The following is a 14798-nucleotide window of genomic DNA, read 5'->3' on the forward strand; positions in this document are numbered from 1 at the left end:
CCCAATACCCTGATGATGATCGTTACCCTAGCGCCGTTCGCCGTGGTGGGCAACATATCCATCCTGACGGCGCTGGACTATCTGGGCTTCGGGTTGGCACCGCCGACCCCGAGTTGGGGCGAGCTGCTCTCGCAGGGGATCAACAATCTGGATGCCATCTGGATCGTCAGTTCGGTGGTGGCGGCGGTGAGTCTGGTGCTGATCATGGTCTCCTTTATCGGCGAGGCGATCCGCGAGGCGTTCGACCCGCGTAAATTTACCCGTTATCAGTGACCCACGGCGCCTTCATGGCCCCGGGTGACTCACCCTTAAATCGACAAGACCCCAGTGCAGGGGCTAGACCAGGAAGTCAAACATGAATAATAAAATCAAATGGATAGGTGCACTTTTTCTGCTGGTGAATGGATCCTGGGTATTGGCCGCCAGCCTGCCCGCTGATCTCAAGTGGGAGACCAACGACACGGACCCCGTGTTCGCCTCTTCCAAGGCGCTGCCGGGCGGCAGCCTCAACCTCTTCATCGACAGCTTCCCGCTGACATTCCGCACCGTGGGGCCTGACTCCAACGGTTCGTTTCGCTCCTTCATCCAGGATAACCAGCTGCGGCTGATCAGCTTTCACCCCAACACCGGCAACCCCATCCCATCGCTGGCGACCCACTGGGCCATCGCGCCAGACAGCCAGACCGTCTACTTCAAGCTGGATCCGCGGGCCAAATGGTCCGACGGCAAGCCGGTCACCGCCGACGACTACACCTTCGGCTACGAGATGATGCGATCCAAGGACATCAAGGGGCCCTGGTTCAACAACTACTACACCACCGAAGTGGTGGCGGTAGAGAAGATTGATGACCATACCATTCTGGTCAAGGCGGGCAGCCGCAAAGCCAAGCTGGACCTGCTCAACACCACTGAGCTGTGGCCCCAGCCCAAGCATTACTACAAGCTCACGCCCAACTGGGTGAAGCAGTACAACTGGGCCGTGGTACCTACGACAGGTCCCTATGTGATGACTGACGTGAAGAAGGGCAAGTCTGTCACCTTTGGCAAGCAGCAGGACTGGTGGGCCAAAGACGATCGCTACAACCAGCACAGATTCAATATCGACGCCATCAAGGTGCAGGTGATCCGGGACCACAACATCGCATTTCGTCACTTCCTCAAAGGAGAGCTCGATACCTTCGAGATGATCCTGCCCAACTGGTGGCATGAAAAAGCCGTGACCCCGGAATACAAGAAGGGGTATGTGCAGAAGGTGATGGCCATGACAGACACCAAACAGGGCGGTCAGGGGGTTCACCTCAATATGGCCAACCCCAAGCTGGCGGACGTGAATGTGCGCCTCGGCATCCAGCACGCCCTCAACATCGACAAGATGATTGAGACTGTGCTGCGTGGCGACTACGACAGAGCCACCACCTTCGGATCGGGCTTTGGCGAGTTCACCGAGGTCAAGTTGCCGGAGCGGGCTTATGACATCGGCAAGGCGCGTGAATACTTTGCCAAGGCTGGCTACAACAAGCCGGGGCCGGACGGCATTCTGCAAAATGACAAGGGCGAGCGGTTGACGCTGGCGCTCACCTATACCAGCCAGGAGCACTCCAAGCGACTGACCGTGCTCAGGGAAGAGGCCAAGAAGGCGGGTCTGGATCTGGAGCTTAACTTGGTGGATGGTGCTACCGGCTTCAAAGTGATGCTGGAGAAGAAACACGAGGCGGCCTGGCTTGGCTGGGGCGGCGGCGGCCTCTATCCGCAGTACTGGGAGTCGTTCCACTCGGACAATGCCAACAAGCCGCAGACCAACAACCTGTTCAACGTGGCGGACAAGGAGTTGGATTCCCTGATCGATGCCTATGGCGCCGAGTTTGATACCGCCAAGCGGGCCAAGCTCTCCCAGCAGATCCAGCAGCGTATCTATGATCTCGCCATCTTCGTGCCCGGGGTGCAGCTCAACTATGTGCGGGCCAGCAGCTGGCGTCATGTGATGCTGCCCGAGGTGCCTGCCACCCAGAACACGCCGGATCTGCTCTACTGGCCCATGGATGGCTATCCCCACAGCAGTGGCGGCCTGCTCTGGCTGGATCCCAAGGTGAAGGAAGAGACCTTGAAAGCCAAGGAGGCAGGGGAGGCGCTGGCGCCCATCAACCTGCTCGACCAGACCCATGCACGTCATTGATGCCATTGAGAAGGGAGCAGCCGTTATGCCCAACACCCAGGCCCCCATCCTTGACGTACCGGATGACGGGGGGGAGTTCGCCGTTGATAACGGCCAGAACCAGGCCTCGATTCTTGAGGTAAGCGATCTCGAGGTGGAGTTTGCCGTCGATGACGGCAAGATCAAGGTGCTCGACGGGGTCAGCTTCAAGGTGGCCCCGGGCCAGACGCTGGGGATCGTCGGCGAGTCCGGCTGTGGCAAGAGCGTCACCTCGCTCGCCATCATGGGGCTCTTGCCCAAACCCCACGGTCAGGTGGTGGCCGGTTCCATCCGCTTTCAGGGGGAGGATCTGCTCACGCTGGCGCCGGATCAGATGTACAAGGTGCGCGGAAACCGCATCTCGATGATCTTTCAGGAGCCGATGACGGCCCTCAACCCGGTGCAGACGGTCGGTGAGCAACTGATGGAGGTATTTCGCCTCCATCGCCCCGAGTATGACAAGGCCCAGCGCAAAGCCGCGGCCATCGCCATGCTGCAGAAGGTGGGGATCCCTGAGCCTGCCCAGCGCTTTGCCGTTTACCCTCACAACCTCTCCGGCGGCATGCGCCAGCGGGTGATGATCGCCATGGCGCTCTCCTGTGAGCCGGACTTGCTTATCTGCGACGAACCGACCACGGCGCTGGATGTCACCATTCAGGCCCAGATCCTCGAACTGATGAAAGAGCTGCAAGCCCAGACCGGGATGGCCATCATCTTTATCACCCACGATCTGGGGGTTGTGGCGGAGCTGTGCGACGAAGTGGTGGTGATGTACGCCGGCCGCGCGGTGGAGCAGGCCGATGTGTTCGAGTTGTTTGACCATCCCCGTCACCCCTATACCCACGGTTTGATGAGCTCGATCCCGCGCCTGGAGGATGAGCCCAAGAGCCTGCTCAAGACCATCAAGGGACAGGTACCGGCCCTGCACGAAATGCCCGCTGGTTGCCGCTTCTCCAACCGCTGCCCTCACGCAACCGACCTCTGTGTCAGTGCCATTCCGGCAGTAGAACAACTAAACTCGCGTCACCATGTCGCCTGTCACTACTGGAAGGAGTTGACCGTATGAGTACCCTGTTATCGGTCAGGGACCTGAAACAGCACTTCCGGCTGGGCGGCGGGTTTCTGCGCAAGAAATATACGGTTCACGCAGTGGATGGCGTCAGCTTCGACCTGAAACAGGGGGAGACGCTGGGGCTGGTGGGCGAATCGGGTTGCGGCAAATCCACCCTCGGGCGCAGCCTGCTCAAGCTGTTCGAGCCGACCGCGGGCACCATCACCTTCGAGGGGCGTGATATCACAGCGCTCAGCCCGAAGGAGATGCGCTCCCTGCGCCAAGAGATGCAGATGGTGTTTCAGGATCCTGCAGAATCCCTCAACAGCCGCCACACCGTGGGCCAGATTTTGGAGGAGCCCTTTATCATCCACGGCAAGGGCAATGGTGAGCAGCGCCGCGTCTGGGTGCAGGAGTTGCTGGAAAAAGTGGGCCTGCCAGGCAGCGCGGTGGATCGCTATCCTCACGAGTTTTCCGGTGGTCAGCGCCAGCGCATCGGCATCGCCCGTGCCATCGCCCTCAAGCCCAAGCTGCTGGTGTGCGACGAGGCGGTATCGGCGCTCGATGTCTCGGTGCAGTCCCAGATCGTCAACCTGCTGCTCAGCCTGCAGCGGGAGATGAACCTCTCCATCATCTTCATCGCTCACGATCTGTCGGTGGTCAAACACATCTCGGATCGGATTGCGGTGATGTATTTAGGCAGGATCGTCGAACTGGCGGAGGCTCAAGCGCTCTATCTGGCGCCACGTCACCCCTACACCCAGGCGCTGATTTCGGCCATTCCGGTGCCGGATCCACGGCGGCGCAGCCAGCGCATCCTGCTGACCGGCGATGTGCCGTCCCCCATCTCGCCGCCGAGCGGCTGCCATTTTCACCAGCGTTGCCCCTATGCCACCGAGCTGTGCCGCCATACGGCGCCAAGTCTGCAGATCTGTGACGGGACGGCCCATCAGGTAGCCTGCCACTTCCCCCTGGTTGCAGCGGAGGTTGTGCCCCTGGGAAAGGCGATATGATGCCGGTGCCCGCATCGCAACAGAGTGGCACAGGAGACAAGCAATAAAAAATGGGGCCTGTGGGCCCCATCTTCATGATTGGAGTTCAGGTTTGGCCGTGGAAAGTCTGGCCAGGGCAGGACAGCGGCCCCGAGAGGGGATGGCTGTGGCAATCATTATGATGTGTGTAATTTTACTACGTAAAATCTGTTTTCCCGATGTATCAGGCACCGTAACGGAAGTAATACTCACGGGTTGACGGGGCGTAGGCGTCTTTCTCTACGGCGCCTTTCTTGCTGGTTGCACCCTTAAGGTGGAACAGTACTGCCAGGTTCTCAAACATATATTCACCTCATCGCTCTGTTATCTAGTTGTAGTGTGTGACTTGAGTCACAATTTGATCCTATGGCCTTATGTGAGCTGGATCAACTTTTTGTGTGGTAAATTTACATAAATCATGGAAAGGGTTTTCAAACCCAGTTTTGTTCATGGAGACGGTTTCAGAGTCATTCTGGGCAACATGGCGGGCCAAAAGTGAGCCCCTGCTGGGTAAGTGAAGGGGCTGGGCATTAAAAGGAAAGCGGCACTGGTGTGCATGGATCCTGGCGATGGCGGACACCAGTGTGCAAAAAAATACCCCGCACCGGGCGGGGTATGAATCATGTCGGCAGCGGGCTCAGCCTCTTTCGCTGAAGGTCAGAGGTCGGCTCCCGCTGATGAGCCGGCAGGCTTACTTGGCCGGGATTTGTTCCAGTACATGGACCAGCAACTGCCAGAAGCGCTCGACGGCCGGGATGTGCACCTTCTCATCCGGCGAGTGTGCACCGCGTATGGTCGGGCCGAAGGAGACCATGTCCCAGTCCGGATAGGCGCTCTTGAACAGGCCGCACTCGAGGCCTGCGTGGATCACCATGACGTTGGGCATCTCGCCGAACAGGGTCTGGTAGCTGTTGCGCACCAATGCCATTACCGGGGAGTCCACGTCCGGTGCCCAGCCAGGATAGGCACCGGTAAATTCGCAGCTGGCACCGGCCAGATTGAACAGGGAGCGGGTCATCTGCTCGACGCTCTCGCGACCGGAGTCGATGAGGGAGCGGATCAGGCACTGTACATACACCTCGCCGTCGAGCGTCTTGATGACGCCGAGGTTGGTGGAGGTCTCGGTGACGCCCGGGATGGCATCGCTCATGCGAATGACACCGTTCGGGCAGGCCATGAGGGCGTCCAGCAGGCGTGCCTGCAGGTTGTCGCTCATCAGCTTGGTCGGTTTCTCATGAGCGGTGAGCAGCACAGTCAGGTTGGCTTCGGTGGCCGCCAGCTCGCTCTGGTAGATGCCGGCATAGCGGTCGACCAGGGCCTTGAATTCATTGACGTGGGCGGCGGGCACCAGCAGCTTGGCACGGGCTTCGCGCGGGATGGCGTTGCGCAGGGTGCCACCGTGGATCTCGGCCAGACGCAGGCCCAGCGGTTCGGCCGCCTTGAGCAGACGCACCAGCAGCTTGTTGGCGTTGCCACGACCGCGATGGATGTCGACGCCGGAGTGACCACCACGCAGCCCCTTCACCTGCAGTTCAAACCCTTCACCTTCGGTAGGGGCTACCAGCTCCAGCGGGAAGCGAATATTGGCATCCACGCCACCGGCGCAACCCATGTAGACCTCACCATCCTCTTCCGAGTCTGTGTTGAGCAGGATCTCGCCTTCCAGCCAGCCCGCTTCCAGCCCGAATGCGCCCGTCATGCCGGTCTCTTCGTCCGTGGTCAGCAGCACTTCCAGTGGGCCATGCTTGAGGCTCTTGTCGGCCAGCACGGCCAGGCAACCAGCCATGCCCATGCCGTTGTCGGCACCGAGGGTGGTACCGCGGGCCGTCACCCAGTCACCGTCTATATAGGCATCGATAGGATCTTTGGTGAAGTCGTGGCGGGTATCGGCATTGGCCTGGGGCACCATATCGATATGGGCCTGCAGCACCACACCCTTGCGGTTTTCCATCCCGGGGGTGGCCGGTTTCTTGATGATGATGTTGCCCACAGTGTCTTGCTTGACGGCCAGGCCTTCCCCCTGGGCCCACTCGACTATCCAGGCGCTTAAGCGGGCTTCGTGCTTGGAAGGGTGGGGAATGGAGCAGATCTGTTCGAAGAAATGCCAAATCAGTTTGGGAGAGAGAGAACTAAGCTGTGCCACGTCGGGACTCCTTACCAGCACGGAAAATGACCGGGCCCAGAGGGCCGAGGAAGAGGATAACGATAATACAGTCAATCACACAAAAATGTGATCGATCTGCGCAAATTGCGTGCGGCTTGTGCTGGTCATCGGTGTGTTCACAGGGTACAGCCGAGGTTGAGGTGACCAAGCCCGGCACACAATAAAATATGTGACTCACGTCACAAAAATATTGTATTTATGGCGCCGGCTGGTAAATTGGTGGCCGTGGTTCGCCACCCGTCAGGATGACGATGTATGCCTCCAGGGAACCGAAGCAAAGCAAGTGCGCCTCCATGGAACCGAGTGTCTGTTCAAGGATCTGAGCCCGCATAAAGGTACGTAACTTGTTAAGCAATCAGGAGTTTTACTATGTCAGGCAGCAATTCAACCTATTGGTTTGCCCAATCGCTCTACACCCAGGGTTATAGCTACCCGAATCCCTTCGCTTACCGTTAAGCCAGGGGAGCCCCGCCGGGGGCAAGCAGCAAGATGCAGCAGCAGGTGAGTGAGGATGACATCCTCCCCCTGCTATTTTTTTATCTGCAACCTGCGGAAACGGATGCAGTGAAAGGCGTACGTATGCCTGGCGCCGGGCTGGATTGCAGGAGGGCTGCTCCGTTTTTTCCTGCATTTCGCATACGTTTGCCAGTCAATTTATCTGTAAACGATGCTATCATGCCGGCCCAACAGCCTGTCTGCGGTCTTTGCTCCAAACGACATGGCCGCCAGCTATGCCCATCCTGCTTTCATAGAATCTGTTTTTGCTGCCGAGGTACCAGCCCTGAGGCAGCCAAAGTGCAAGCCGAATTCGGGAAGCAGGGGCGCCAGAATTGACCGAATCGCGTGTGTCAGCACGGATTTTATGTCTTAAGTGATTGTTTTTATAACTCGTTGAGATCGATAGTATGCCAAAAAAGTTTTATGTGTCGTGGGATAACCTGCAACGTGAAGCGCGCCGTCTGGCCCGTCGTCAACTGCCTGTCAGCCAGTGGAAAGGGATCATCGCGGTCAGCCGTGGTGGTCTGGTCCCGGCCGCGCTGATGGCTCGCGAACTTGGCATCCGTAATGTCGAAACCCTGTGCATCTCCAGCTACGACCACAACAACCAGCGTGATCTGATGGTGGTCAAGGCTGCCACTACGGCGGGTGATGGTGAAGGCTGGTTGGTGGTGGACGATCTGGTGGACACTGGTGGCACCGCCAAGGCGATCCGCGAACTCTATCCCAAGGCCAAGTTCATCACCATCTTCGCCAAGCCCATGGGCGAGCCGCTGGTGGATGACTTCGAGGTCGCCATTCCGCAAGATACCTGGATTGAGCAGCCATGGGACATGGCGCTGGAATTTGCCCAGCCGATCTGCGACGAAGAATAACAGCTTCACAGGGCTCCTATTTGGAGCCCTGTTTTTTTGCGCTGCAACTGGCTGCCAGAGGGGAAACGTGGTTAAGATGGAGCCATTGCATGACAGTATGAGTAATTACCTTGGACTTGAACGACGACCTTAACCTGACCGAGAAGCTTTTTACCCGGGTCAAGAAGGTGCTGGAGACCTCCGAGATCTCCAACAGCAGCCCGGTGGAAGAGCAAGATGCCAATCTGGACGAGACCTTTATCGATGGCGTTATGTCATCGCGCTGGTATCGTCTGCTGCGCCGGCCAACCTGGGTCTGGCAGGGGGCGGATCCGGTCGAGATGGAGCAGACGCTGGCTTGCATCGCCATGGGAAAAGGGGAACGCACCCACGAACGTTACCTGGATACCATCAAGGGTTATGTGTCCGGTAACTGGGTCTATGAGTGGAGCCAGCTGGCCGGTCGTTACTTCAAACAGGGCCGTGCGCTGGTGGAGCAGGGTGACTCGGCGGCCGCCCTGAAAGATCTGCTCAGGGCAGTGCGTTACTACTCCATCGCCAGTTATCCCCATCTGAAGAATGACGAGCTGGCGGATCAGGCCCAGCTGCTCGGCAACATGGCCTACCGCGAGGCGGGCCGCCTGTTCAAGGTACCCCTCAAAGAGATACAGGTGCCATTTCGCGGCAAGAGCATTCAAGGCTACCTTCATCTGCCGACCACGGACAAGCCCGTACCCCTGGTCATCGTCAGCGGCGGCATCGACTCGCTGCAGGTCGATTTCCTCAACCTCTATCTCAAATGCCTGGAGCCCAACGGCATCGGCATGCTATCGCTGGATATGCCGGGTATCGGCTATGCCGAGCACTGGCCGCTAGTGCAAGACACCAGTCGGCTGCATCAGGCTGTATTGAATCACTTGTCAGAGGTGGCCTGGGTCGATCATGAGCGTATCGCCATGGTGGGCTTTCGTCTGGCAGGCAATGTGGCGGCGCGGCTGGCCTTCATCGAGCCGTTCAAGCTCAGGACAGTGGTCTGCATAGGGGCGGGTGTCAATCAGGTGTTCACCAATGGGGAGATGTTCGCCCGCTGCCCACGCATGATGCGCGACGAGCTGGCGAATCGCCTTGGGGCCGACGCGGCCCAGTGGGAGTCGTTGCGTACCAAGTGCCAGGTCTTTTCCCTCAAGACGCAAGGATTGTTGGGGACTCACACTTCCGTGCCGATATTAAGCATCGGACACAAGAAAGATTTCATTTGTCCCGAGCAGGATGTACGGGCATTGGCGTCCGCTAGCCGCAATGGCAAGGCGGTGGTGTTTGATAAGCAGCCTTTGCAGGAGGTATATGACGAGGCGTTGAAAGAGATGGCCAAGTGGCTTAAAAAATATCTATGTACATGATGTAGCGTTAAAAATAACGTCATCCCAGGATGATATGGCTTGTTCACAGGGAGGTTAACATGTCAGAAAAAGTGACTTACAAGCGATTGCTGAGGCAGTTTGCTGCGATTGGCCCCTATTTACGTGAAGATCTGTGTGAAGAGGGGCGCTACCGTTTCGACTGTCTCTCCGTCTGCGTCAGCGCCAAACCGGCGCCGGACAAGCGGGAGTTCTGGGGGTGGTGGTTGGTGCTGGAGCAGCAGGATCACAGCTTCCGTTATCACTATCAGGTCGGTTTCTACAATGCGGAAGGGGCCTGGATCAACAAGCCAATCCCGAAGAAGCATCAGGTGGAAGTCGAGCGCACCCTCAACCGCTTCTACAAGCTCATCAGTGACAAGCTCACCTTGCTGGAGTGTCGGCTGGTCCCTGCCGAGCAGGTGACCAATGAGCTGGCTGTCACCGCCGCCTGATGTGCTGATGCCCTGCGAGGGTTGTATTCACTCGCAGGGCCATCTGGTCCCACCGTCCGCGGTTACCCATTTATCTCTTCAAGCCTGCTGCCTCTCGCCACAGGGCAAGCTTCCTTCGTCCACGCAGCGCTTGCGGGCTTAATTGCCTTGCAGGGCAACAGGGCCGTGGGTATAAAGGGATTCCTTACTTTTCAGCCTTCTTGCTCCCATGGAAAACAGAACCATAGTCGTCAAACTGGGCACCAGCGTGCTCACCGGGGGATCTTCCCAGCTTAACCGTGCCCACATGGTGGAGCTGGTCAGGCAGTGTGCGGCCCTGCACCGTCACGGCCACAGAGTCGTGGTGGTCACCTCGGGTGCCATCGCCGCCGGGCGTGAACATCTGGGCCACCCTCCGCTGGCGTCGACCCTGCCCAACAAGCAGATGCTGGCGGCGGTTGGCCAGACCCAGCTCATTCGGGTGTGGCAGGATCTGTTCAACCTCTATGGGTTGCATATTGGCCAGATGTTGCTGACCCGCGCCGATCTGGAAGACCGCGAGCGTTACCTCAATGCCCGGGATACCCTGCGCACCCTGCTTGATCACCGCATCATTCCCGTCATCAACGAGAACGATGCCGTGGCGACCGCCGAGATCAAGGTGGGTGACAACGACAACCTCTCCGCCCGCGCCGCCATTCTGGCCGATGCCGACCTCTTGATCCTGCTGACCGATCAAACCGGTTTGTTCACCGCTGATCCGCGCAGCAACCCGGATGCCCAGCTGATCGAGGAGGTGCAGACCATAGATGACACCCTGCGCAAGTTGGCGGGGGGCAGTGTCGGTGGTCTTGGCACGGGTGGCATGGCGACCAAGCTGCAGGCGGCCGATGTGGCGCGCCGGGCCGGGGTCAAGGTGGTGATCGCCACCGGCCAGATGCCGGAGGTGATAGGTCGTCTCGCCAGGGGTGAGCGTATTGGCACCTTGTTCCCGGCGCTGGCCTCACCGCTGGAAGGGCGCAAGAGCTGGATTTTGGCCGGCCCGCCCCCCCATGGTGAGGTTCGGGTAGATCAGGGCGCCGTGGCTGCCATGCAGGAGAAGGGCTCCAGCCTGCTGCCCAAGGGCATAGTCTCAGTGAAGGGAGATTTCGTGCGCGGCGACGTGGTGCGTATTATCGATCCCAAGGGCGTCGAGCTGGCCCGTGGCATCTGCCGTTACGACCATCTGGAGCTGGAGAAGCTGCGGGGTGTTCACTCGGATCAGATAGAACAGATATTGGGCTACGGCTATGGTGCCGTGGCCATTCACCGGGATGACATGGTGCTGCTCTGATTGGGCGGCATCGGCATGAATAAAAGGGAACTGAGATGAGTCTGGAGAAAATGGGGCAGGCGGCCCGCGAAGCCGCCTATCAGCTGGCGACCATCAGCACGGCGCAGAAAAACAGGGCGCTGGCCGCCATTGCCGACGAGCTGGAGGCGCGAAGCCGCCAGATCCTGGCTGCCAACGACAAGGACATAGCGGCCGGCCGAGAGGCCGGATTGTCGGATGCCATGCTGGATCGTTTGCTGCTCAACCCGGACCGGCTGGCGGGGATAGTGGCGGATGTGCGCAAGGTGATCACCCTGGATGATCCGGTCGGTGCCGAAATCGACAGCCGGGTGCTGGAGAACGGCCTGCGCCTCTCGCGTCGTCGGGTGCCGATTGGTGTCATTGGCGTCATCTACGAGGCTCGCCCCAACGTCACCATCGACATCGCCAGCCTCTGCCTCAAGACAGGCAACGCCAGTATACTGCGCGGCGGGCGCGAGACCTTCCACTCCAATCTGGAGCTGGTGCGGGTGATCCAGCGTGCGCTAGCCGCCACAGGTCTGCCTGCCGAGGCGGTACAGTACATCGACAATCCGGATCGGGCGCTGGTGGGCGAGCTGCTGCGTCTCGATCGCTACGTGGACATGATCATCCCCCGTGGTGGTGCCGGGCTGCACAAGATGTGCAAGGAGAACAGCTCCATCCCCGTCATCATCGGCGGCTTTGGCATCAGCCATGTTTTCGTGGACGAGAGCGCCGATCTGGTACGCTCATTGGCGGTCATCGACAATGCCAAGGTGCAGCGCCCCTCCGCCTGCAACGCCCTCGACACCCTGTTGGTACATGAAAACGTGGCCGCAGCCTTGCTGCCGCAGCTGGTCAGCCTGATGAACGAGCGCAAGGTGGCCCTGGTGGCCGCCCCCAACGCCATGGCACTGCTGGCTGGCGCCGACAACCTGCGCGAGGCAGGTCTGGACGATTTTGACACCGAATGGCTGGGGTTGACCCTGGGGATCCGGCTGGTGGCGGACGTGAACGAGGCGCTGGCCCACATGCGCGAGCATAACGCCGGTCACTCGGATGCCATCCTCACCAACGACCTGAGCAATGCCGAGCGGTTCGTCAATGGCGCCGGTTCGGCCGCTGTTTACGTCAATGCCTCCACCCGCTTCACCGATGGTGGCCAGTTCGGCCTGGGCGCCGAGGTGGCGGTCTCGACCCAGATGTTGCACGCCCGTGGCCCCATGGGGTTGACCGAACTGACCAGCTACAAGTGGGTGGGATTGGCTGACTATCTGATCCGTGCCTGAGTACGTTGCCAACACCTGCTGGAATCATGCCGACTCAGGTCGGCATTTTTATGCTCTTTTCTTGCGACTCATCAGAGGCTTGCATATAACTATCCAGCAGGGTGTGGCGATACGTTGCACGCTGCACTACCAACAAAAACGGGAGCAGATTCAAGGATGAAGCAAACAGATAGGATTGTGCGGCTAGGATGGCTCTGGTTGAGCTTGCCGCTGCTGCTGGGGGCGCTCTGTTTCAGCACCAGCAGCCACGCCAGCTGGGATCAGGATCTCTATCGCCAGCTGGGGTTGGCAGGCAAGCTCGACCATCAGGTGTTTCGCAAGGCCATCAACAGTTATCAAAGCGTGCGTCACAAGCGCAAACCCATACTCACCATCATCGACTACAGCAAACCCTCGACCCAGCGTCGGCTGTTCGTGATCGACCTGAAGCGTCACAAACTGCTCTACCACACCTGGGTCAGCCACGGTCGCAACTCGGGCGAGCTGGCTGCCCGACAGTTTTCCAACCAGCTCAATTCCATGCAGAGTTCCCTCGGCGTCTATCGTACCGCCGAGACCTATCAGGGCAAGCATGGCTATTCGCTGCGCCTCGATGGCTTGAGCCCGGGCAAGAACAGCAATGCCCGCAAACGTGCCATCGTGGTGCACGGAGCCGACTATGCCAGCCCGCGGCATCTGCGCAAATATGACAAGCTGGGTCGCAGCTGGGGTTGTCCCGCGCTGCCCAAGGAGTTGTCCAGGGCCATCATAGACATCATTAAGGGGGGAAGCGTCATCTATGCCCACGGCTGAGGTGCGCCCCCCACATGAGTAAGGCCAGCACGAGTGCTGGCCTTACTGTTACTTGTTGCGCGGTGACGGGCCGAGCGCTAACGCACGACCAGCACGGGGCAGGGGGCGTGACGCACCACGGACTCGGCGACGCTGCCCACCAGCAGGTGGCTGAGGCCGGAACGGCCGTGGCTGCCCATGACCACAAGATCGACCTTTTCCTCTTTCGCCTGAATGACGATCTCGTCTGCGGCACGGCCGAAGCGCACCTCGAAGGTGGCGGGAATGGGCAGGCTGGCGACCAGCTCTTTCAGCTGGGTCTTGGCCTGGCGTTCCATCTCGTGGGTGATCTCGATGGCGGTCATGTGCAGGATCTTGTAGCTGTCGAAACCATGCAGTTGATCCACCACATGGACCAACTTGAGTTCCGCTTGATGGCTTTGGGCCATGAACACCGCATAGTCGAGCACTGACTGCGACATCTGGGAAAAATCGACGGGGCAGAGCAGGGTTTTGATGGATGACATATGAAGACTCCCCTATGGTTGGGTTACTAATGAATCTTATTTTCAATGATACCCATTAAGAGGGTTATAACCCTCGACTGGCTCTCAAAACTGGGAAAAAGAGGTGATTCAGCGCCAGATCTTCTTATGATGTGGTATGGCTTGGGTACATTCATCGCGCGGGTTGATCCGTTGGATGAAAACATCGGCACCGAGGAAATGGTTAAACATGGTTCGTCTGCTGTTTGCATTGCTGTTTCTTCTGTTTTCCCTGCCCGGTCGGGCCGATCCCCTGCATGTCTATTGCGATGACTGGCCCGGTTTCTGCCTACCGGATGGACGGGGCGTCTATCTGGATATCGTCAGGGCCATCTATCAGCCCCATGGCTATGAGGTGATCCCGCACATAGTGCCCTACAAACGGGCGCTGGCGGTGGTAGCGCAGAAGGGGGGGGACATGGCGATGGGGGTTTATCGGGATGAAGTCAGCGGCGTACGCCAGCCGGATTATCCCGCCTCGGCCGACGATCTGACCGTGCTGATGCTCAAGAAGTGGCAGCCCCAATGGCTCGGCGAGACCAGTCTGGAAGGAGAGGGGGTGCTGTGGCTGCGAGGCTGGGCCTTTGACAAGTACATCCCGGTCAACATGCGCTGGCACGAGATCGACAGCCACGACATGGCGCTGCAACTGCTTGCCAAGGAGCGCTACCGCTACTACCTGACCGCCGGTGTGCTCTACTCGGCTGACGCCATCCCTGCCAACATGAATCGTACCTTCCTGCGCTGGATCCCGACCTACCCCATCTTTGCTGATACCGAACGGGGGGGGCACCTGCAACAGGTCTGGGATCATGGCATGGTGCGGCTGATCCGGAATGGTACCCTGGCCGAGATCTACCGCCGTTACCAGCTCCATGATTACTATCGAGGTTTTATCAAGGAGCTGGAACAAAGGGTCGAGCCAGACGATAACTGATGCTCTATAGAAGGAAGAGAAGCAACGCGTTCTTTGGTCGATAGAAAGATAGATCCATCGAACACCCAGAGAGATAAGATGCAAGTGCCCCTACCATCAGCTGCCAACGGCCGCAGCGATATAGCTTCTACTGGCAGTAGTACATCTGGTGACCCCCACAGCAAAATGGCTCAATGAGAAGCAAAATCGGCAAAAATGAGGGAACAGATAAACACGTTTACTCTGCTCGCCCGGCCCGTATGCGTTTGGCCAAGCGGTCATACAGGATCACGTTGACCGAAGCTGCCAGGTTCATGCAGCCTT

General features: G+C 58.9%; 13 protein-coding genes. 11 read left to right on the forward strand and 2 right to left on the reverse strand.

The window, feature by feature from the left end; all coding sequences use genetic code 11:
• The 4 genes from AAC083_RS02430 to AAC083_RS02445 all read left to right on the forward strand — a co-directional run.
• On the forward strand, nt 1–273 hold a 273-nt coding region (locus AAC083_RS02430; RefSeq protein ID WP_146181783.1), incomplete at its 5' end, for an ABC transporter permease subunit.
• Between the two features lie 82 nt (nt 274–355).
• Complete coding sequence (locus AAC083_RS02435) at nt 356–2173, forward strand: extracellular solute-binding protein (protein ID WP_108537938.1); 1818 nt, start codon at nt 356–358, stop codon at nt 2171–2173.
• A 25-nt stretch (nt 2174–2198) separates the two neighbouring features.
• A complete protein-coding gene (locus AAC083_RS02440; protein ID WP_108537939.1) occupies nt 2199–3257 on the forward strand; it encodes an ABC transporter ATP-binding protein in 1059 nt (352 codons plus the stop codon).
• The gene (locus AAC083_RS02445) at nt 3254–4255 is read left to right on the forward strand and encodes an ABC transporter ATP-binding protein (protein ID WP_108537940.1); all 1002 of its coding nucleotides are present in this window, start codon (nt 3254–3256) and stop codon (nt 4253–4255) included. Before AAC083_RS02440 ends, AAC083_RS02445 begins: the two co-directional genes overlap by 4 nt.
• Nucleotides 4256–4964: 709 nt before the next feature.
• Here AAC083_RS02445 and AAC083_RS02450 read toward each other — a convergent pair.
• Entirely contained in the window at nt 4965–6416 is a 1452-nt protein-coding gene (locus AAC083_RS02450) for an aminoacyl-histidine dipeptidase (RefSeq protein WP_042035758.1), read from the reverse strand.
• Nucleotides 6417–7342: 926 nt separating this feature from the next.
• Here AAC083_RS02450 and gpt point away from each other — a divergent pair.
• From gpt to AAC083_RS02480, 6 genes are all read left to right on the forward strand, one after another.
• A complete protein-coding gene (gpt, locus tag AAC083_RS02455) occupies nt 7343–7810 on the forward strand; it encodes a xanthine phosphoribosyltransferase (protein ID WP_042035757.1) in 468 nt (155 codons plus the stop codon).
• A 110-nt stretch (nt 7811–7920) separates the two neighbouring features.
• Nucleotides 7921–9189 (forward strand): esterase FrsA, encoded by a 1269-nt coding sequence (gene frsA / locus AAC083_RS02460; RefSeq protein ID WP_108537942.1) that lies wholly within the window; start codon nt 7921–7923, stop codon nt 9187–9189.
• A gap of 59 nt (nt 9190–9248) precedes the next feature.
• On the forward strand, nt 9249–9641 hold the full coding sequence (crl, locus tag AAC083_RS02465; RefSeq protein WP_108537943.1) for a sigma factor-binding protein Crl: 393 nt from the start codon (nt 9249–9251) through the stop codon (nt 9639–9641).
• A gap of 208 nt (nt 9642–9849) precedes the next feature.
• Complete coding sequence (gene proB / locus AAC083_RS02470) at nt 9850–10953, forward strand: glutamate 5-kinase (protein ID WP_108537944.1); 1104 nt, start codon at nt 9850–9852, stop codon at nt 10951–10953.
• A gap of 35 nt (nt 10954–10988) precedes the next feature.
• Nucleotides 10989–12242: a glutamate-5-semialdehyde dehydrogenase gene (locus tag AAC083_RS02475; protein WP_108537945.1), complete on the forward strand. Its 1254-nt coding sequence runs from the start codon at nt 10989–10991 to the stop codon at nt 12240–12242.
• 156 nt (nt 12243–12398) lie between these two features.
• Nucleotides 12399–13034, forward strand: coding sequence for a murein L,D-transpeptidase catalytic domain family protein (locus tag AAC083_RS02480; RefSeq protein WP_042035750.1), 636 nt, complete (start codon nt 12399–12401; stop codon nt 13032–13034).
• 77 nt (nt 13035–13111) lie between these two features.
• Here AAC083_RS02480 and AAC083_RS02485 read toward each other — a convergent pair whose 3' ends face one another.
• Nucleotides 13112–13540, reverse strand: coding sequence for a universal stress protein (locus AAC083_RS02485; RefSeq protein WP_042035749.1), 429 nt, complete (start codon nt 13538–13540; stop codon nt 13112–13114).
• A 208-nt stretch (nt 13541–13748) separates the two neighbouring features.
• On the opposite strand from AAC083_RS02485, the gene AAC083_RS02490 reads away from it, so the two are divergent.
• Nucleotides 13749–14495, forward strand: a complete 747-nt coding sequence (locus AAC083_RS02490) for a hypothetical protein (RefSeq protein ID WP_108537946.1) — start codon at nt 13749–13751, stop codon at nt 14493–14495.
• The last annotated feature ends 303 nt before the right edge of the window (nt 14496–14798 follow it).

Source organism: Aeromonas sp. HMWF014, assembly GCF_963878295.1.
Classification (GTDB): Bacteria; Pseudomonadota; Gammaproteobacteria; order Enterobacterales; family Aeromonadaceae; genus Aeromonas; species Aeromonas popoffii.